The organism is Actinophytocola gossypii (assembly GCF_025165815.1).
Taxonomy (GTDB): Bacteria; Actinomycetota; Actinomycetes; order Mycobacteriales; family Pseudonocardiaceae; genus Actinophytocola; species Actinophytocola gossypii.
In genome coordinates, this window is the sequence record NZ_JAFFZE010000017.1 from 266,813 (window position 1) to 284,826 (window position 18,014).

Genomic DNA, 18,014 nt, shown 5'->3' on the forward strand with positions numbered 1-18,014 from the left:
TGGGCCGAACTGCGACGCAGGGCTGCTGCTGGACACGGCAGGCACTCGCCTCTATCTATCTCGATCTGTTACTGAAACGCTGCATGTTCAGGCTAGTCCTCATGGGTGGTCGGTGACGTCCCCCACTGAACTGTCGCCAGATACTCGCACTCCTGCCGAACGTACCCGCACTCGGTCCGGAGCAAGCGTTCAGCCACGGCCGAATCCTGCCAAATCGGACACATCTTCGGTCGAGGTGTCGACAGTTCCACCGGCCGCTGGTAACTCGGTGGTCCCGTGCCGCCACAGCGTGGCGTAGTGCCCGTCCGCGGCGACCAGCTCGTCGTGCGTGCCCTGCTCCACGATCCGGCCGCCGTCGAGCACCACGATCCGGTCCGCCCTGGCCGCGGTGGCCAGCCGGTGGGCGACCACGAACGTCGTCCTCGGCCGGGCGAGCCGCTCGCTCGCGGCGAGCACCACCGCCTCGGTGGCCGGGTCGAGCGCGGCCGTGGCCTCGTCGAGCAGCAGGATGTCCGGGGTGACGAGCTCGGCCCTGGCGAGCGCGATCAGCTGCCGCTGCCCGGCCGACAGGCCCTGCCCGCGCTCGCCGACGTGCTGCCGGAAGCCCGAGGGCAGCTCGGCGACCATCGGCAGCGCGCCGACCGCCCGTACCGCGGCCTCGACCCCAGCCGGCCCCGTGTCACCCCCGTAGGCGACATTGCTCGCCACGTCGCCGCTGAACAGGTGCGGCTCCTGCGGCACCACGCCCAGGTGCTGGCGGTAGGCGGAGGGGTCGTATTCGCGCACGTCGACCCCGTCGACCAGCACCGCGCCCGCGGTCGGGTCGTAGAACCGGGCGATCAGCTTCACGACGGTCGACTTGCCGGCCCCGGTCGGCCCGACCAGTGCGACGGTCTCGCCGGGCGAGACGGTCAGCGTGATGCCGGAGACCGCGTCCCGGTCGGCGCCGGAGTACCGGAAGGACACGTCGGCCAGCTCGACCGAGCCGGCCAGGCTCGCCGGCACCGGCGTGGGGTGTTCCGGTGGCTCGACCGAGGTCGGGGTGCGCAGCAGGTCGGCGATGCGGCGCAGGCCGACGCGAGCCTGCTGGTAGCCGTCGAACACACCGGACAGTTGCTGGACCGGCGCGAAGAACAGGCCCAGGTACAGCATGAACGCGAGCAGGACGCCCGGCGTCAGGTCGCCGGACGCGACCCGGCCCGCCCCGACCGCCAGCACCGCCGCCTGCGCGATCCCGGCGAGCAGCGCGGCGAACGGGAAGTAGGTGGCCACGTAGCGCTGGGCCCGCAGCCGGGTGCGCCGGTAGGTGTCGCTGCGCCGCGCGAACTCCTGGGCGGAGTGCTCCTCGCGGGTGAACGCCTGCGCGACCCGGAGGCCGGAGACGTTCTCCTGCATGTCCGCGTTGACCGCGCTGACCTGCTCGCGGGCCTGGGTGTAGGCGACGGTGGAGAGCCGCTGGAAGATCACCGTGGCGACCGCGAGCACCGGCAGGACGGCGAGCGCCACCAGCGCCAGGCCGGCGTCGGTGACCAGCAGCGCGATGGTGATGGCGAGGATCGTCAGCACGCTGGCGAGCGCGGTGGTGAGCCCGGTCTGCAGGAATGTGGACAGCGCGTCGACGTCGGTGGTCATCCTGGTCATGATCCGCCCGGCCATCTCGCGCTCGAAGTAGTCGAGCCCGAGCCGTTGCAGGTGGGCGTAGCTGCGGACGCGCAGGAGGTAGAGGAGGCGTTCGCCGAGCCGGGCGGTGAGCACGGTGTTGACCGCGGTGTTGACGAAGCTCACGGCGACCAGCACGGCCGCGATCGCGGTGACCGTCCACAGCGCGGCCTCGCTGCCGGTCAGCACGCCGTCGTCGACGCCGGTGCGGATCAGGGTGGGCAGGGCGATGGTGAGCACCGCGTCGAGGATCACCAGCGTGGCGACGACGACGAGGGGGCCGCGGACCAGGCGCAGGAGCTTGCGCAGCCGGAAGCGCGGGTCGGGCGCGGTCGGGTCCTCGCCGCCGAGCCGGGGGCGCTCGTCGGCGGGCGGGAGGGCACGTACCTGGGCGAGCAGTTCGGGGGTCGGCGGGAGGTTGGGGAGCGCGCCGCCCACACCCCCGCCGGTCACCCGGCCCCGGCCGCCGCGCGGCGCGCCGACGGCGATGGTCGGCGGTCTGGTCCCGTCGGGGCGGTGGCCGTCCGGTGAGTCGGGGTCGGGGTCCGGTTCCGGCCACAGGGCCGGGGTCCAGCCGTCCGGGCCGGGGGTGAGGTCGGTGGTGGCGCGGCGGGTCGGGTCCTCGATGGCCTCGCCCGGGCCGGCCAGCAGCGCCCGGTACAGCTCGCAGCGGGTGACGAGTTCGTCGTGGGTGCCGGTGTCGACCACGCGGCCCTTGTCGAGCACGGCGATCCGGTCGGCCAGGGACAGCGTGGAGCGGCGGTGCGCGATCAGCAGCGTGGTGCGGTCGCGGGTGACCGAGCGCAGCGTGTCGTGGATGGCGGCCTCGGTGGCCGTGTCGACGGCGGAGGTGGCGTCGTCGAGTACCAGCACCCTCGGGTCGGACAGCATCGCGCGGGCCAGCGCCACCCGCTGCCGCTGCCCGCCGGACAGGGTCAGCCCGCGTTCGCCGACGACGGTGTCGTAGCCGTCGGGCAGCGCGGTGACGAACCCGTCGGCCTGGGCGGCGCGCGCCGCGGCCCGGACCTCCTCGTCGGTGGCGTCCGGGCGGCCGTAGGCGATGTTGGCGCGCACGGTGTCGGAGAACAGGAACGCCTCCTCGAACACCACCCCGACCGTGCCGCGCAGCGACGCCGTCCGCAGGTCGCGCACGTCGACCCCGGCGATGGTGACCGCGCCCTCGTGCACGTCGTAGAACCGGGGCAGCAGCAGCGACACCGTCGACTTGCCGGAACCCGCGGTGCCGACCAGGGCCAGCGTCTCGCCCGGCCGGACGTGCAGGTCGACGCCGTCGAGCACCGGCTCGCTGCGGGTGTAGCCGAACCGGACGCCGTCGAGCCGCACGTCGACCGGACCGTCCGGCACGTCGACCGCGTCCGGTTTGTCGGCGACCGTCGGGTGCGAGTCGATCAGCTCGTAGACCCGCTCGACGCCCGCGCGCGCCAGCTGCACGTTGATCAGCAGGCTGGACAGCAGCCGGGTGGGGCCGACCAGGTTGGCCACGTAGGTCGCGAAGGCCAGGAACGTGCCGAGCGTGACCTGCCCGTGCAGCGCGAGGAACCCGCCGAGGGCGAGCACCGCGACCTGCCCGGCGGCCGGCATCGCGACCATCGTGGCCGCGGGCCGGGAGGTGAGCGCCGCGGTGCGCATCCGCTCGCCGAACAGCGCGCGGGCGGCCCGGTCGAGCCGGTTGATCTCCCTGGCCTCCTGCCCGAAGCCCTTGACCACCCGCACGCCGGTGACCGTCTCCTCGACGTGCTGGGCGAGGTCGGCGGCGCGCTGCTGCGCCGACCACGAGGCCGGGAACAGGGTGCGCCTGCTGTGCACCGCGACGATCGCCACCACCGGGGTGACCACGAACGCGATCAGGGTGAGCAGCGGGGACAGCCACAGCATCGCGCCGAGCGCGCACAGCGCGAACACGACCGTGCCGATCGACAGCGGCACCATCATCAGCAGGCCCTGCACGAGCTGCAGGTCGGTGATCGAGCGGGACACCACCTGGCCGGTGCGCAGGGTGTCCTGTTTGGCGCCGTCGAGCCGTTGGACGGAGGCGAACACCCGCTGGCGCAGGTCGTGTTGCACGTCGAGGGCCAGGCGCCCGCCCAGGTACCGCCGCACGAACGCGGTGGCGAACGTGGACAGCTCCATCAGGACGAGCGCGGCGACCAGCCAGCCCAGCTGCTCGGTGCTGCCGGCGACGGCGTCGTCGACGACGAACTTGACCAGCAGCGGGCCGGCGGCCTGGAAGCCGACGCCGATGACCGAGGAGACGATGGACAGCACGACCAGCCGGCGGTGTCGCCAACAGGCGGCGGACAGCCGGCGGATCCAGCCGGGGGAGGTCGGGTTCTCTGGCACGAGATCCAGACTAGGCCGGGGTGCCGACCGAACCGGTGGAGTTGTCCACAGGTTCGGCCGGCACCCCGGTCGCGAATGGTCAGGTGATGTCGCGGCTCCGGTTGCGGAACAGGCCGGTGACGAAGAACAGCATCGTCCAGCCGAGGAAGATCAGCCCGCTGACCCACAGGGAGTAGGCGCCGGGTGCGCCGGCCGCGAACCGCACCGCCATGTCGAAGTCCTCGACGTCGGCCTGCGCGAGGACGGCGTTGTTCCCGACGATGTCCTGCACCTGGCCGAACAGCACCTCGCTGGCGGTCGCGCCGGTGAGGCCGTTGGCTGATCCGTTCGGCAGCCAGCCGGTGAGGTGGGAACCCTCGGTGACGCCGAACAGGATCAGCTCGCTCACCGGGCCGACGAAGCCGGCGTAGATGAGCAGGATCACCAGCGTGCCGACCGGCGAGCCGAGCAGCGCGCCGACGCCCATGCCGAGCAGTGTCCACAGGACGCAGGCGATGACGCCGGCGACCAACACCAGGAACCAGTCGCCGCCCTCCGGCAGGTAGTCGCTGTTGGAGCCGAGGACCGTGCCGAGGCTGGCCGCACCGGCGACGACGAGGCCGTAGATGGCGCCCCAGGCGACGTAGGTGATCGCCTTGGCGCCGAGCACGCTCCCTCGGCTCGCGGCGGTGAGGAACGTGGTGGTGATGGTCTTGCGGCTGAGCTCGCTGGCCAGCGCGAGCGCGCCGAACACCATCGGGAACAGGGTGGCGATGTTCATCGCCCTGGTGAGCGCGAGCACCGACCAGGACATGTCGGTGACCTGGATGTTCGCGGCGTCGAGCAGGTCGGAGTCGGCGACGTCGTCGGCGATGTCGGTCACGAACGCGGAGACGCCCCAGGCCCAGGCGAGCGCGAGCAGAACGGCGGGGATGGCGAGTGCCCACCACAGCTTGGTGGTGAGGATCTTGAGAAACTCCGCCTTGATCAGCCGGCCCATCAGGCGTTACCTCCGACTCCGCCCTGGCCGGGCTGCTGCTCCTGCTGGGGTTGCTGGTTGGGTGGCTGTTGTTGGTTCCAGCCTTCTGGTGGCTGGCCGGGCTGGGGTGCCGGTGGCGCGGCCGGTGGCTGGCCCCAGCCTTCCGGCGGGGTGCCGGGTTGTTGCGGCTGTGCTGCTCGGCCGTCGGGTGGATTGCCCGGCTGGCCCTGCGGCGGCGCGGGTGGCATGCCGGGCTGTTGACCTGGCTGCTGGGCAGGTGCCCAGCCTTCCGGCGCGCCTGGTTGGTGCGGCTGGGTCGCCCAGCCTTCGGGCGGCGTGCCCGGCTGTGCGGGCGCGGGTGGCCCGCCAGCCTGTTGACCTGGCTGTCCCGGCGCGGGTGGCCCGCCGGGCTGTTGACCTGGCTGTTGCGGCTGGACCGCCCAGCCCTCGGGCGGGGTGCTCGGCTGGCCGTGCGGCGGTGCCGGTGGCCCGCCGGCCTGGTGCGGCTGTGCTGCCCAGCTCTCGGGCGTGCCCGGCTGCCCGGGCGCCGGTGGCCCGCCGGGCTGGTGCGGCTGCGCCGCCCAGCCCTCGGGTGTGCCTGCCTGTCCGGGCGCCGGTGGCCCGCCGGGCTGGTGCGGCTGCGCCGCCCAGCCCTCGGGTGTGCCTGCCTGCTGGCCTTGTTGCTGGGCTCCCCAGCCTTCCGGCGGGGTGCCGGGCTGGCCCTGTTGCTGGGGCGCGCCCCAGCCTCCCTGCTGCTGTGGTGCCTGCCCCCAGCCACCGGGCTGGCCCGGCTGCTGGTAGCCCTGCGGCGGCGTGCCGTAGGGCTGCTGACCCGGCTGGGCCTGACCCGACTGGGCCACGGGCTGGGCGTACCCACCGGGCGGCGTGCCGTAGCCACCCTGCGGCACGCCGGGTGCGGCGTACTGCCCGCTCGTCAGCTGGAAGAACAGGTGCTCGAGGTCCGCCTTCTCCTCCTGCACCCCGTACAGCGCCACCCCGGCCTTCGCCGCGATGTCGCCGATCTGTTGGACGGTGGCGCCGAGGATGGCGACCTTGCCGTCCGGCAGCGGGGTGACGTTGCTGATCTCGGCCTCCTGCAGGGCCGTGACCAGCTTGTTCGCGTCCGCGGGCTGCACGATCACCCGGCTCTGCTGCGACTTGCGGAGCTCGTCGAGCGGGCCGTTGTACCGCGTCTGGCCGTGGCTGATGATCACGACGTGGTCGATGGTCTGCTCGACCTCGGCCAGCAGGTGGCTGGAGATCAGCACCGTGCGGCCGCTGGCGGCGAACGCCTTGAGGAACGTGCGCAGCCAGGCGATGCCCTCCGGGTCGAGCCCGTTCGCCGGCTCGTCGAGCACGAGCACCTGGGGGTCGCCGAGCAGCGCCGTCGCCAGCGCGAGCCGCTGCTTCATGCCGAGCGAGAACCCGCCGGCCGCGCGGTTGCCCGCCGAGCCGAGGCCGACCAGGTTGAGCACCTCGTCGGCCCGCTGCTCGGGGACGCCCATCGCCGCGCAGTAGACGCGCAGGTGGTCACGCGCGGTGCGGCTCGGGTGGAAGCCCTGCGCCTCGAGCACCGCCCCGACCACGCGGGCCGGGTTCTCCAGCCGGTGGAAGGGCTGGCCGTTGATCGTCGTCCAGCCGGCGGTGGGGGCGACCAGGCCGAGCAGCATGCGCAGCGTGGTCGTCTTGCCTGCTCCGTTGGGTCCGAGGAACCCGGTGACCGATCCGGGCTCGACGTGGAAACTCAGGTTCTGTACCGCGGCCACCTGACCGAAGTTCTTGGTCAGGTTCTGAACCACGATGCGGCCGCTTCCGTCGTGCACTGCCCCTCCTGCCTGCCGAGTCGTGCGGGACATCTTGCCCCATGACCTTCGGCCGGCGAGTGGGAACCACACGGGTTGGCCCCGAGTTCATCCCGCGGACTGGCGAGCTGGGCGTCAGGGAGTGGTGCGGAACGGGTTGCGGAGGGGGTGGGGACGCTGGCGGTGGGGGAGGCCTTCGCCGATGAGTTGTTCGTGGGCGGAGCGCCAGACGGGGCAGGGCCAGCGGCGGGCACGAACACCGTGGTGGCAGGCGGCGCAGCGGCCGGACTCGTCCGCGCGGTGGGTACGGAGGAGGTGGCGCCAGCCGTCGGCCAGGCGGTGCAGCTCGGCGCGGGCCAGGGGGAGCAGGGTGGACGGGTCGGCGTGGCCGGCTGCCCGGTCGAGCAGGTCGAGGCGGCGGAGGACGGCGTCGCGGATGTCCGGTTGCTGACGCACGCTCAGCACGCCTCCCGGTTCCGCACCCTGTCCTGCACGGTGCGCACCTGGGCCTGGTCGAGCGCCAGCCCGAGGCCCCTGGCCTGCTTGGCGGACAGCACCGCGGCGGCCCCCGGCGGGGGAACGAGCACGATCCGCTCGTTCTCCACCAGCACGGTCAACGCGCGGTCCCGACCGAAGGGATCGTTGCAGCGAACGGACCATCTGGGTTCAGTCACGTCTACGCCATCGGCGCGCCGACGCGCCGACCCAAGTTGGTAATGGCCATGTTCACTCTGATGCTGGCGATCTCACTCGATCGAGCGGCCGCGTCGTGCGGAAAGTGAAGGTGTGAGTAGCAACTTGCACATGGGTTGGTGAACGATCCTCGGGATCTGAGAGGCATACGTCCTAAAGAAACTCAAAACTCGCGACCCCCGGTATGTGTCGACAGCCCGGCGATCGCATATCCTTACCGTGGCGGCCCGCTCCCAGTGACCCCCAGGCTGGTTGAGCGGGCCGCCCCCAGACATCCATGTTCGGTGGCGGAGCCACCTTTCCGGTGTCTCGTCTCATTCGGGGGGCGGCCCCTCGAACCCCCACGGTGCGAGCTCCTGGCGGCCCGGCGCTGGGTACGTTTTGGTGTTGACCAGCGCCGGGTCGCCTGTGGTGTGGCTACCGGTCAGTGCACGTGCTCGGACAGCGGGGTGTGCGGGAGGTCGTGGGCGGTGGCGACGGGGGCGTTGGTCAGGTCGCCCGCGTGCGTGTTGAGTCCCTGGGCCAGCGCGGGGTCGTCGGCGAGGGCCTGGTGCCAGCCCTTGTCGGCCAGGGCCACGGCGTGCGGGAGCGTCACGTTGGTCAGCGCGTACGTGCTCGTGCGGGGGACGGCGCCGGGCATGTTGGCCACGCAGTAGAACACCGACTGGTGAACCTCGTAGGTCGGGTCCGCGTGCGTGGTGGGGCGGGAGTCGGCGAAGCAGCCGCCCTGGTCGATGGCGATGTCGACCAGCACGCTCCCCGGCTTCATCTCCTTGACCAGGTCGTTGCCGATGAGCTTGGGGGCCTTGGCGCCGGGCACCAGGACGGCGCCGATCACCAGGTCGGCCTCCCGGGCGGCCTCCTCGACCGCGTACCGGTTGCTGGTCACCGTCCGCAGGCGGCCTCGGTACTGGTGGTCGATCTGGCGCAGGCGGTCGACGTTCGTGTCCAGGACCTGCACGTCGGCACCCATGCCGGACGCGATCGCGGCCGCGTTGAGGCCGGCCACGCCGCCCCCGATCACCACCACCCGCGCCGGGAGCACGCCGGGGACACCGCCGGGCAGCACGCCCCGGCCACCGCTCGGTCGCATCAGCGAGTACGCGCCCACCTGGGGAGCCAGCCGGCCGGCCACCTCGGACATCGGTGCCAGCAGGGGCAGCGCGCCGGACGCGGTCTGCACCGTCTCGTACGCGATCGCGGTCGTGCCGGCGGACATCAACGCCCTGGTCAGAGCCTCGTCGGCGGCCAGGTGCAGGTACGTGAACAGCACCTGCCCGGACCGCAGCCTCGGGTACTCCTCGGCGATCGGCTCCTTCACCTTCAGCACCAGCTCACCCTCGGCCCACACGTCGTCCGCGGTGGCCAGGACCTTCGCGCCGGCGGCGATGAACTCGTCGTCGGAGATCGAGGAGCCGAGGCCGGCGTTCGCCTCCACGTAGACCTCGTGACCGTGCAGCACCAGTTCGTGCACGCCGGCGGGCGTCAGTGCCACCCGGTACTCGTGGTTCTTGATCTCGCGGGGAACGGCGACCTTCACGACTTCCTCCCGACTAGGCCACATGGGTGTCGAAGACCACAGTGCGGTAGCAGCGGGTCATAGTCATCGTGCGCGGGGCATCATCATGGGCCGGATCGATAGTGGCGGTGACACTAACTGGCACCAACTACCGCCAGCGCAGTGCGGTCAACTGCGCGAGCAGCGCCAGCCGCACGTCCGGGTCCTCCAGATCGACGCCGGCCAGCTCGATCAGCTTCGCCATCCGGTACCGCAGGGTGTTCGGGTGGATCCGCAGCGCCCGGCTCGCCGCGCGTGGATCCCCCGGGTGCCGCAGCCACTCGTACAGGGTGTCCACGTACGCCGTACCCGAATCCTCGTCCCGCGCGCGCAGCAGCGGCAGCGGCCCGAACTCGGTCGTGCCGGCGCCGGCCGCCGCCACCGCCGCCCGGTGCAGCACCAGCACCGGCCAGGCCTCCTCGTGGCTGGTCACCGGCCCGGGCACCAGCCCAGCCCGCAGCAGCGACAGCAGCTCGACGGCCAGCGCGCGCGACTCCGGCAGACCGGCCAGCGGCACGGCCGGACCAGCGGCGACCAGCGGCGGCGTCCGGTCCTCGGCGAGCGCGGCCCGCAACGACGGCCAGCCGCCGTTCCCCGCCCGGTCCGGGACCACGGCGTAGAGCACGTCGTGCAGCTCCGCCACCGCCGGGCGGCGGCCGACGCCGGCGGTGATCCGCTCCCACAGCGCCAGCCGCATGCCCTCCGCGCCCAGCGTGTCCTGCGTCTGGCTGGCGATCGCCACCGCCCGGTGCGGCTCGTCGGCCAGGTCCAGCTCGGCCGCCGCCAGCCGCACGCTGCCCCGCCCGGCCAGCACCGACCGCACCAGCTCCGCCCACCGGCGGCGCTCGGCGTCCTCGGTCGCCCGGCGGCGCAGCAGGTGCAGCGCCACCACCGGCGCCGTGTCGGCGAACGCGGCCGCCCGCTCGGCCGGCACCGGGCCGGGGACCACCGCCCACATCGAGCCGAGCAGTTCCCCGCCCATCCGGATCGGCACGATCAGCCGGGGCAGCGTGCCGTCCTGCTGCGCCGGCACGAAGATCGTCGTGCGGCCGCGGGACAGCTCCCGGAACACCCCGCGCGACCGGAACCGGGCCAGCACGTCGTCCGGCACCCGCCGGCCCATGATCGTCGACACCCGCGCCGGGTCGGTCCGGTCCTGGCGGGCCGAGTACGCGAGCACCCGGGAGTTCGCGTCCTCGATCGTCACCGGCGCGTCGACCACCGCCGCGGCCGCGTCGGCGAGCCGGAACAGGTCACCGAGGCCACCCGTGTGGGTGTCACCCAGTTCGGACTCGTCCGCGGCGGCGTCGAGCACCGAGCGCAGCAGCCACACGACCTGCGCCCACGCCGCGCCGGCGTCCACCTCGACCAGCGCGAGCTCGCAGGTCCGCGCGGCGTCCCGGACCGCGGTCCTGGTCGGCAGCGGCGGCTTGAGCAACACGGCCGCCGCGCCCTGCGATCCGCAGTGCCGCACCAGCTCGACCGCGTCCGCGGTGCTGTGCACCGATACGCCGAGGACCAGGTCGCCGTCGCCGACCTGGTCCCGGCGCCCCGGCTCGGCGATCACCACGTCCGTGACGTGCGCCGCGGCGCCGTCCAGCCGCACGTGCAGCAGCGTCGGACCCACCCGGTCCACCACACCCCGCACGGTGATCATCGGCGCTCCCTCGTCACGTCCCCGGGACGATCCACCCTCGCACTAACCGAGCAGGTACGCCCGGACGACGGTCTGCTCGACGGTCGTACCGTCCCGGTTGACCGCCCTGGCCCGCAACGACACCGACTCCGCGTCCGCCGGATGGTGCAGCCGCGCGACCTGGTGCCCGGTCACCGGCACCGTCCGCCAGGTCGCGCCGTCGTCGTAGGACACCTCGACGGTCAGCCGCCGAGGGCGCACCGGCTCGCCCGACGGCCCGGTCACCACGACCGGCACCGCGAACCGGCCGACCGGCGCCTCCCCGGACTCGCTCACCGCCGGCCGGAACCCGATCACCGACAGCGGCACCCGCCGCCAGTCGCCGCCGGGAACGTGGGCCGAGCGGAACGTCCACGCCGCGCTCACCCGCGTGCTCAGCGCGAACCCGGACCGGCTCGCCGAGGTCGTCAGCCGGTACGTGCCCGGCTCGGGCGGCACCTCGAACGACCCGGTGCCGGGGACCGGCCGCTCCCCGATCAGCACGTCGTCCCGGTACAACGCCGTGCGGGCGGAGTCGTGGGTGGAATACCCGGCGTTGCCGGCCGCGTCGCCGAACAGCGGCACGTCGACCTCGATCCAGTCGCCGGTGCGGGACGCGCCGGGCGCCCGGTACGGCGTCGGCGGCAGCGCCGGGCCGAGCACCGGGTGGCCGAGGACCTGCCGGTGCGTGCCCGGCCGGAACCATCGTTCCGGGGAACGCGCCGACGTGGCCCCGCCGTCCGGGGTGTCCTGCCGCAGTGCGGTCGTCCAGGCCGCCTCCCGGTTCACCCGCGTGACGAACTCGGCGGGCAGGTCGAAGTCCTCGCTCGGGGCGCCCATCGTCAGGGACGCGGGGAACACCCGGTTGAGCCCGCCGACCGGCGCCGGCAGCACCAGCACCGACCCGGTTGCCCCCGGCGCGTGCGCGACCAGCCGCGTCCGCACCGTGGCGAGGTCCTTCTGGCGCACGGTCTCGCGGAGCCCGGTGTGCGAGCCGCCATGACGGAACCACGCCAGGTGGTAGCGCCCGTCACCCCATCCCCCGCTGAGCCAGGTGGTCACCCGGTCACCGGGCACCACCGGGCCGGCGTGCGCCACCGCCACCGTCGCCGGACCCGGGTACAGGACCGAGTGGTAGTTCCACGCCAGGTCCGGGCGGTACACGGCGTAGCCGACATCGAACCCGTCGGGTGAAGCCTCCTCCGGCAGGGTGATTTCCACGGGTTGGGCGGTCCGTGCGTCGAGCGTGACCGTCGTGTCCTCGGTGACGGTCAGCCCCAGGAGGTTCACCAGGTGGTCGCGGGTCGAGCCGGGGCCGCGCACGGTGGCCTTCAGCGGAGCCGGCCCGGCCGGCACCCGGGTGGTGATGGTGCCGTCCGGGTCGTACAGGAACTCGAAGCCGTCCTCGCCGAACCCCATCCGCAGCACGTCGTAGTCGTCGGCCGGCAGCCCGTCCAGACCGATCACGTTGATCGTCAGGTCGTAGCTCTCCGGCTCCCACACCACCCCGACCGGTGTCCGCACCGACACCGCCCCCGACATCGCCGTGACCGTCGTCGACGTGCTGCCCGGCGCGGCGGTGACGTCCACCGACGCCTGCCCGCCCGCCGGCACCAGCACCCGGTCCGCCCCGAGGGAGAGCCCGGTCGCGTCCACCGCGAGGTCCAGCGACACGTCCGCCGGGCCGTCGTTGTGGTAGGTCAGCGTCCTGGTCACCGGCTCGTCGTGCGGGTAGCGCACCACCCCGAAGTCCAGCGTCGCGGGCGTCGCGTGGACGCTCGCCGCGAGCGCCGCCGGCACGTCGACCCGCCCGGAGCCCTGCTCGAACACCGACGCGGCACTGGTCGGCACGGCCGAGCCGGTGAGCGCCGCGCGCAACCGCTGCCCGGTCCACTCCGGGTGTCGCTCGGCCAGCAGCGCCGCCGCGCCCGTCACGTGCGGGGTGGCCATCGAGGTGCCGGACAGGGTGTCGTGCCCGCCGGGCACCGCGGCCGTGATGGCCACGCCCGGTGCGGTGATCTCCGGCTTCACCACGTTGTCGAGCCCCGGCCCCCGGCTGGCGAAGTCGGCGACCGCCCCGTCGGCGTCGACCGCGCTGACCGCGAGCGCGCTGTCCGCGCTGGCCGGCGAGCCGATGGTGCGCGGCCGGTAGGAGTTGCCGGCGGCGGCCACGAAGAGGATGCCGTGCTCGGCGGACAGCGCGTCGACCGTGGCCTCGACCGGGTCGACGCCCGGGGTGTCCTCGACACCGAGGCTCAGGTTCACGATCCGCGCGCCCTGCTCGGCAGCCCAGTGCATGCCGGCGATGAGCGCCGAGTCGCTGCCCCACCCGCTGTCGTCGAGCACCTTGCCGTCCAGCAGCCGCACACCGGGCGCGACGCCGCGGTACGGCTCGCCCACCCCGGCGATGGTCGACGCGACGTGCGTGCCGTGGCCGTACCGGTCGACGTTGTCCGGCGCCTCGCTGAAGTTCGCCTCGGCGAGTTCCCGGCCGGCGAGGTCCGGGTGGTTCTGGTCCACCCCGGTGTCGAGTACCGCGACCGTGACGCCGTCGCCGGTCAGCCCCGCCTCCCAGGCCGCCGGCGCACCGATCCGCGGCACGCTCTCGTCCAGGCTCGCCCGCCGGTGACCGTCCAGCCACACCGTGCCGGCCGTGGTGAGCGCGCGCCAGTCGTCACCGTCGCGGTCGACGTCGACGGCCGTGAGCCCGGGGAGCCGGCGGGTCACCGTCGCGCCCGACACCCGCCCGTCCACGATCAGGGGCAGGGTGTCGCGGGCGGCGTAGTGCGGTTCGCGCAGCAGCGTGACGTCGAACAGCCGGGGGTCCAGCCGGTCGGCGGCGAGCAGCCGGACGGCGTCGTCGGGCACCACGTGGGTGTGGCCGTCGGTGCGGAAGGTGCGGAACGGGACCTCCTCGCGCCCCGGTGCCGGCTCGATGTCGACCACCGAGCCGTCCGCGTCGAGCACCACGCGGTCGCCGGTGACGAGCGCGACCGACTCTCCCGGTGGCGGGGCCGCGGCGGCGGGTAACGCGACGATGCCGCCGGCGACCAGAGCCGCGACGACGACCGCCGTGAGGCGTACGGACATTGATGAACCTCCCCAGTGCGGTTACTTCTCGTGCCGGGCGACCAGCGCCCGCAGTGCGGCGATCTCGTCGGCGAGCGCCTGCCGCCCGGCGCGGGTGATGCTCACCCAGGTCTTGGGACGACGCCCGTCGTAGCCCTTCTCCATGTCGAGCAGGCCGGCGTCGACCAGGACGGTCAGGTGTCGCGAGAGGTTCCCGCCGGTGAGTTCGAGTGCCTCCTTGAGGTAGCCGAACTCGACCCGCTTGGACTCCGCCGCGATCGTCAGGATGCCGAGCCGGTGCCGCTGGTGGACGACGTCGTTGAGCCCGTTGGTCGGATGGTCGGTCATCGCCGATCGCTGCGCCGGGTGAGCGCCGCGACGGCGCCGCCGACGACCAGGACCAGCCCCGGCACCAGCAGTGTCTGGAACACGCGCAGTTGTTCGTCGAGTCCGGCCGCCCAGCCGAGGTCGCCGAACACGCTGGGGAAGTTCCAGTACCACAGCGAGTGGTTGGCCGGTACCGACGCGGCCGTGAACAGCGTCGCCACCACGCCGAGCAGCACGCTGCGTTCCCACCACGCCAGCACGATCAGCGCCACCGCGATCACCATCAGGCCGATGAACCCGAACCTGAGGTACACGCACAGCGACGAGAAGGAGAGCATGGCGAGCAGCGTCGCGAAGAACACCCCGACCGCCCTGGCCGGGTCGGACCGCTGCGGACGGAAGGCCCAGGCGAACAACACCGCCGAGAGCGCCGCCGACCCGAACAGGATCGGCAGGTTGATCGCCGGGGTGGAGTACAGGCTCGGCCAGTAGTCGTCTCCGCTCACGACCCGTTGCAGCGTGTCCGGTCCGAACAGCAGGCCGAGCAGCGCCGCCCCGGCCGCCGCGAACGAGACGGCGACGTTCGTCTCCACCCCGAGCCGCAGCGCGCGCCGCCGGTACCACCAGCCGGTCGCGGCGAGCCCGCCGACGATCACCAGCATCCAGTACCAGCCGATCAGCCACGCGTGCTCGAACTCGGCGCTCGGGACGAACTGCGGGAACGGTCCCGGGTCGGCGTACGCGGTCCACCCGTCGGACTCCGGCTCGGGCAGCGGCTTCTGCACGTAGAGCACCGGCGCCACCAGGATCAGGCCGCCGAACAGGAGCAGTGGGAACGCGTAGCCGCGGCGGTCGGCGCGGACCCGCTGGCGCAGGGTGCGCAGGTCGTCGAGGAGCGCGCCGGGCTCAGTCATCCCGACCCCCAGCCGGGACGCGCCCGACCGCGGCGACCGCCTGCACCGACGAGCAGGACGAGGGCCGGCACCAGGTCGGCACGCGTGCGGTGCCGTAGCTCGCGCGTCTCGGCGAGCAGGGCACCCGGCTGGTCGGACATGACGTGACCCCCAAAGTTGATTGCGACGCACATAGGTTTGCATCGCAAACCAAACTTCGTCAAGAGGGCGGGGTCGACGCCACGGGGGTCGGCTAGGACAGGGCGCGGGTGATCCAGTCGGCCACCGGGAGATCGCGCGTGGTGCACTCGTGGGACAGGCGGAGCGTCCAGCGCAGGGCCTGGATCATCAGCGTGACCATCTCCTCCGGCGCGGCGTTGGCCAGCGCGATCTCGATGTGCGTGCGCGCCGCCTCGCGATCCCCGTGCACCTCGGCCAACAGCGTCCGCACGGCGGTGCGCACCGGCGGGTCGGCCTGGTCGATCGGGATCTCCTCGCCGTCGTCGTCGTAGACCTGCATCCGGACCGGAGCCGGCCCGGCGTCGGGGCCGATGGTGCCCTCGTTCAGCGCGGTGACCATCGCGCTGCACTCCTGGAACAGCAGCAGCATCAGCTCCTGCGCGTCGGCCCGGTTCTCCGCCTGCCGCGCCGAGTCCGCCGACACGACCTCGGTCAACCGGTCCACCGCGCCCTCGTCGGAGCCGGTGTTCATCGCCGCGAGCGCCTTGCTCGCGGTCTCGACGATGTGCTGCCGGTCGGGCTCGGATCGCGGGTCCACGGCCCCATCTTCCATCAGAGTCGGTCGAAACGCGCTCAACCGGTCGGAACCCGCGGCAGGCCGGGTAGTTCGTCGGCCGCCACCGGCGCCCCGAACAGGCCGCCCTGCGCGCTCACCGCGCCGGCCGACGCCCACCAGGCCGCCTCCGCCGGGGTGCGCGGGTCCAGCACCGAGCACTCCCGGCCGCCGTCGACGATCGCCCGCACCAGCCGCGCAACCTCGGTCCGCAGCACCTCGCCCGCGGTGTCCCGGCCCGCGGCGCCGATGCCGTCCGGGTCCAGCGTCACCGACCGCACCGGCGAGTCGGCCAGCAGCTCCAGCTCCCTCGGCCCGCCCTGGAACCCGCACAGCCCGGTCGACACCCCGATGTCCACCAGCACGTCCAGGTTGTCCCGCGCGTCGCCGACGTCGTCGAGCACCGCACCGGTGTCCAGCGCGACCTCGAGCAGCCCGGGCGTGGCGACCCCGCGCAGCGCCCGGTGCACCGCCCGCGCGAGGTCGGCGTCACCGGTCTGCGCGCGGGTCAGCTGGATCCGCACCAGCGGGTCCTCGACCTCGCCGAGCGACTCCGCGAACACCTCGCGCAGCACCGGCAACCGGCGGCCGACCTCACCGAGCACCTGCGGCACGAGCTGGACGGTCAGACCGGTCCGCTCGGCGAGCTCGACGCAGAACCGGTGGTCGTGAACCGTCTCCTCGTCCCGCTGCCAGCTCAGTACCGGACGCGCGGCCACCACCCGCTCGGTGCCGAGCAGCACCACCGGCTCGTAGGCGACGGTCAGCTGCCCGTTCTCCCACGCCGCCGGCAGCTCCACGGCCAGCGCGTCGCGCTCGCGGGCCGCGTCGTCCTCGTGCGAGTGGAAGCCGGCCCACTGCCGTTTGCCGGTCGCCTTCGCCTTGCGCAGCGCGGTGTCCGCGGCCCGGAACAGCTCGCCGGCCGACATGTCCGCCGCGCGGCAGCGGACCGCGCCGGTGCTGGCGCCGATCCCGACACCGCGTCCGTCGAGGTACTCCGGCTCGGCCAGCTCCACGTTGATCTGCGCGATCAGGTCGTCGATGTCCGGCGTGACCGGCAGGTCCTCGATCAGCACCGCGAACTCGTCGCCGCCGAGCCGCGCCACCATCGCGCGTTCGGCGGCCACCGCGGCCTCCAGCCGCTGCCCGACCGTGCGCAGCAGCCGGTCGCCGACGTCGTGCCCGAGGCTGTTGTTGACCAGCGCGAACCCGTCGAGGTTCACCACGCACAGGGTGACCGTGGCGTCCGGCGCCGCGCGGCCGAGCGTGGTCTCCAGCTTCGAGGTGAACTGCTGGCGGTTGGGCAGCCCGGTCAGCGCGTCGTGCAGCAGCTGGTGGCCGAGCCGGTCGGAGAGCAGCCGCAGCTCGCTCACGTCCTGGATCATGGTCACGAAGTACGCGGGCGAGCCGGCGCCGTCGTGCAGCAGCGAGATGCCCACCACGACCCACGCGGTCTCGCCGTCGACGGTGCGCAGCCTGCGCTGCTCCTGCACCCGCTCGGCCTCGCCGTCGAGGACCCGGCGGTAGGTCTCGGCAAGCGACCCGGGCACCGGGCGCGGGCCGGCGAGGCCGGGCGTTGGCAGCGGGTCCTCGGTGACGAAGAACTCCGGCAGCATGCGCCCGGCGAGCTGGTTGGGCGAGCAACCGAGGATCTGGCCGAGCGCCGGGTTGGACTCCACGCACATGCCGTCGAGGTCGGTGATCGCGATGCCGACCGCGGAGGAGGCGAACACCTCCTGGAACCGGTTCTCGGTGGCGCGCAGGTTGTGCTCGGCACGCACCATCGCGTTGAACAGGGCCTGCTTGAGCCGTTCCTGCTGGGTGAGGGTGTAGTTGCGCAGCCCGTCGGCATAGCCGGCCGACATCGCCCCGAGCAGCGCGACGGTCCGGCGCGCCAGCTCCGAGTCCGGGGTGCGGTCGAGCTCGCCCAGCAGGCCGGCGGTGAGCACCTCGATGCTCGCGCGCAGGGCGTGCGGGTCGGTGAAGCCCTCCTCGACCAGCCGGGCGCCGACCGTCTCGCCGGTGGCGGCCGGTGTCGACGTGCTGTCGTCGGCGAGCGCGGCGAGCACCTCGTCGACGAGCTCCAGCAGGATGGTCTCCAGCTCGTCGATCGCCCTCGGGATGTAGGCCGTCGACGTCGCCGCGCCGGTCCACGCCCGCGCGAGATCCTCCCGGCGCGCGGTCGGGGGCGGCGTGGCTGGTACTGGGTCCTTGTCCATCATTCCG

11 protein-coding genes and 1 pseudogene are annotated in these 18,014 nt (G+C 73.3%); all 12 read right to left on the bottom strand.

Features of this window, described 5'->3' with window-relative positions:
- Window positions 1-189: 189 nt before the first annotated feature.
- Window positions 190-4,020, bottom strand: coding sequence for an ABC transporter ATP-binding protein (locus tag JT362_RS24825; protein ID WP_311202751.1), 3,831 nt, complete (start codon window positions 4,018-4,020; stop codon window positions 190-192).
- A 79-nt stretch (window positions 4,021-4,099) separates the two neighbouring features.
- Window positions 4,100-4,999 carry an ABC-2 transporter permease gene (locus JT362_RS24830; protein ID WP_260194109.1) on the bottom strand — a complete coding sequence of 300 codons (900 nt, stop codon included), beginning with the start codon at window positions 4,997-4,999 and terminating at the stop codon, window positions 4,100-4,102.
- Window positions 5,000-5,661: 662 nt separating this feature from the next.
- Window positions 5,662-6,801 (bottom strand): annotated as a pseudogene (locus tag JT362_RS24835) (ABC transporter ATP-binding protein); the annotation flags it as partial.
- A 114-nt stretch (window positions 6,802-6,915) separates the two neighbouring features.
- A complete protein-coding gene (locus JT362_RS24840) occupies window positions 6,916-7,245 on the bottom strand; it encodes a hypothetical protein (RefSeq protein WP_260194110.1) in 330 nt (109 codons plus the stop codon).
- Window positions 7,239-7,454 carry a hypothetical protein gene (locus tag JT362_RS24845; protein WP_260194111.1) on the bottom strand — a complete coding sequence of 72 codons (216 nt, stop codon included), beginning with the start codon at window positions 7,452-7,454 and terminating at the stop codon, window positions 7,239-7,241. The genes JT362_RS24840 and JT362_RS24845 overlap by 7 nt, the downstream gene beginning before the upstream one ends.
- Before the next feature lie 443 nt (window positions 7,455-7,897).
- A complete protein-coding gene (gene ald / locus JT362_RS24850) occupies window positions 7,898-9,013 on the bottom strand; it encodes an alanine dehydrogenase (RefSeq protein WP_260194113.1) in 1,116 nt (371 codons plus the stop codon).
- A 127-nt stretch (window positions 9,014-9,140) separates the two neighbouring features.
- Window positions 9,141-10,688 (bottom strand): PucR family transcriptional regulator, encoded by a 1,548-nt coding sequence (locus tag JT362_RS24855; RefSeq protein WP_260194114.1) that lies wholly within the window; start codon window positions 10,686-10,688, stop codon window positions 9,141-9,143.
- A 42-nt stretch (window positions 10,689-10,730) separates the two neighbouring features.
- On the bottom strand, window positions 10,731-13,796 hold the full coding sequence (locus JT362_RS24860; RefSeq protein ID WP_260194115.1) for a S8 family peptidase: 3,066 nt from the start codon (window positions 13,794-13,796) through the stop codon (window positions 10,731-10,733).
- A gap of 21 nt (window positions 13,797-13,817) precedes the next feature.
- Entirely contained in the window at window positions 13,818-14,123 is a 306-nt protein-coding gene (locus JT362_RS24865) for a transcriptional regulator (protein WP_260194116.1), read from the bottom strand.
- On the bottom strand, window positions 14,120-15,016 hold the full coding sequence (locus JT362_RS24870) for a hypothetical protein (RefSeq protein WP_260194117.1): 897 nt from the start codon (window positions 15,014-15,016) through the stop codon (window positions 14,120-14,122). Before JT362_RS24870 ends, JT362_RS24865 begins: the two co-directional genes overlap by 4 nt.
- A 232-nt stretch (window positions 15,017-15,248) precedes the next feature.
- The gene (locus JT362_RS24875; protein WP_260194118.1) at window positions 15,249-15,788 is read right to left on the bottom strand and encodes a hypothetical protein; all 540 of its coding nucleotides are present in this window, start codon (window positions 15,786-15,788) and stop codon (window positions 15,249-15,251) included.
- A 20-nt stretch (window positions 15,789-15,808) separates the two neighbouring features.
- Window positions 15,809-18,010 (bottom strand): diguanylate cyclase domain-containing protein, encoded by a 2,202-nt coding sequence (locus JT362_RS24880; RefSeq protein ID WP_260194119.1) that lies wholly within the window; start codon window positions 18,008-18,010, stop codon window positions 15,809-15,811.
- Window positions 18,011-18,014: the final 4 nt, after the last annotated feature.

What these genes read in the sequence shown, in the direction of transcription:
- JT362_RS24830 (WP_260194109.1), bottom strand. Translation starts at nt 4,999, where the DNA reads ATGGGCCGGCTGATCAAGGCGGAGTTTCTCAAGATCCTCACCACCAAG.
- JT362_RS24855 (WP_260194114.1), bottom strand. Translation starts at nt 10,688, where the DNA reads ATGATCACCGTGCGGGGTGTGGTGGACCGGGTGGGTCCGACGCTGCTG.
- JT362_RS24860 (WP_260194115.1), bottom strand. Translation starts at nt 13,796, where the DNA reads ATGTCCGTACGCCTCACGGCGGTCGTCGTCGCGGCTCTGGTCGCCGGC.
- JT362_RS24865 (WP_260194116.1), bottom strand. Translation starts at nt 14,123, where the DNA reads ATGACCGACCATCCGACCAACGGGCTCAACGACGTCGTCCACCAGCGG.
- JT362_RS24870 (WP_260194117.1), bottom strand. Translation starts at nt 15,016, where the DNA reads ATGACTGAGCCCGGCGCGCTCCTCGACGACCTGCGCACCCTGCGCCAG.
- JT362_RS24875 (WP_260194118.1), bottom strand. Translation starts at nt 15,788, where the DNA reads ATGGAAGATGGGGCCGTGGACCCGCGATCCGAGCCCGACCGGCAGCAC.
- JT362_RS24880 (WP_260194119.1), bottom strand. Translation starts at nt 18,010, where the DNA reads ATGATGGACAAGGACCCAGTACCAGCCACGCCGCCCCCGACCGCGCGC.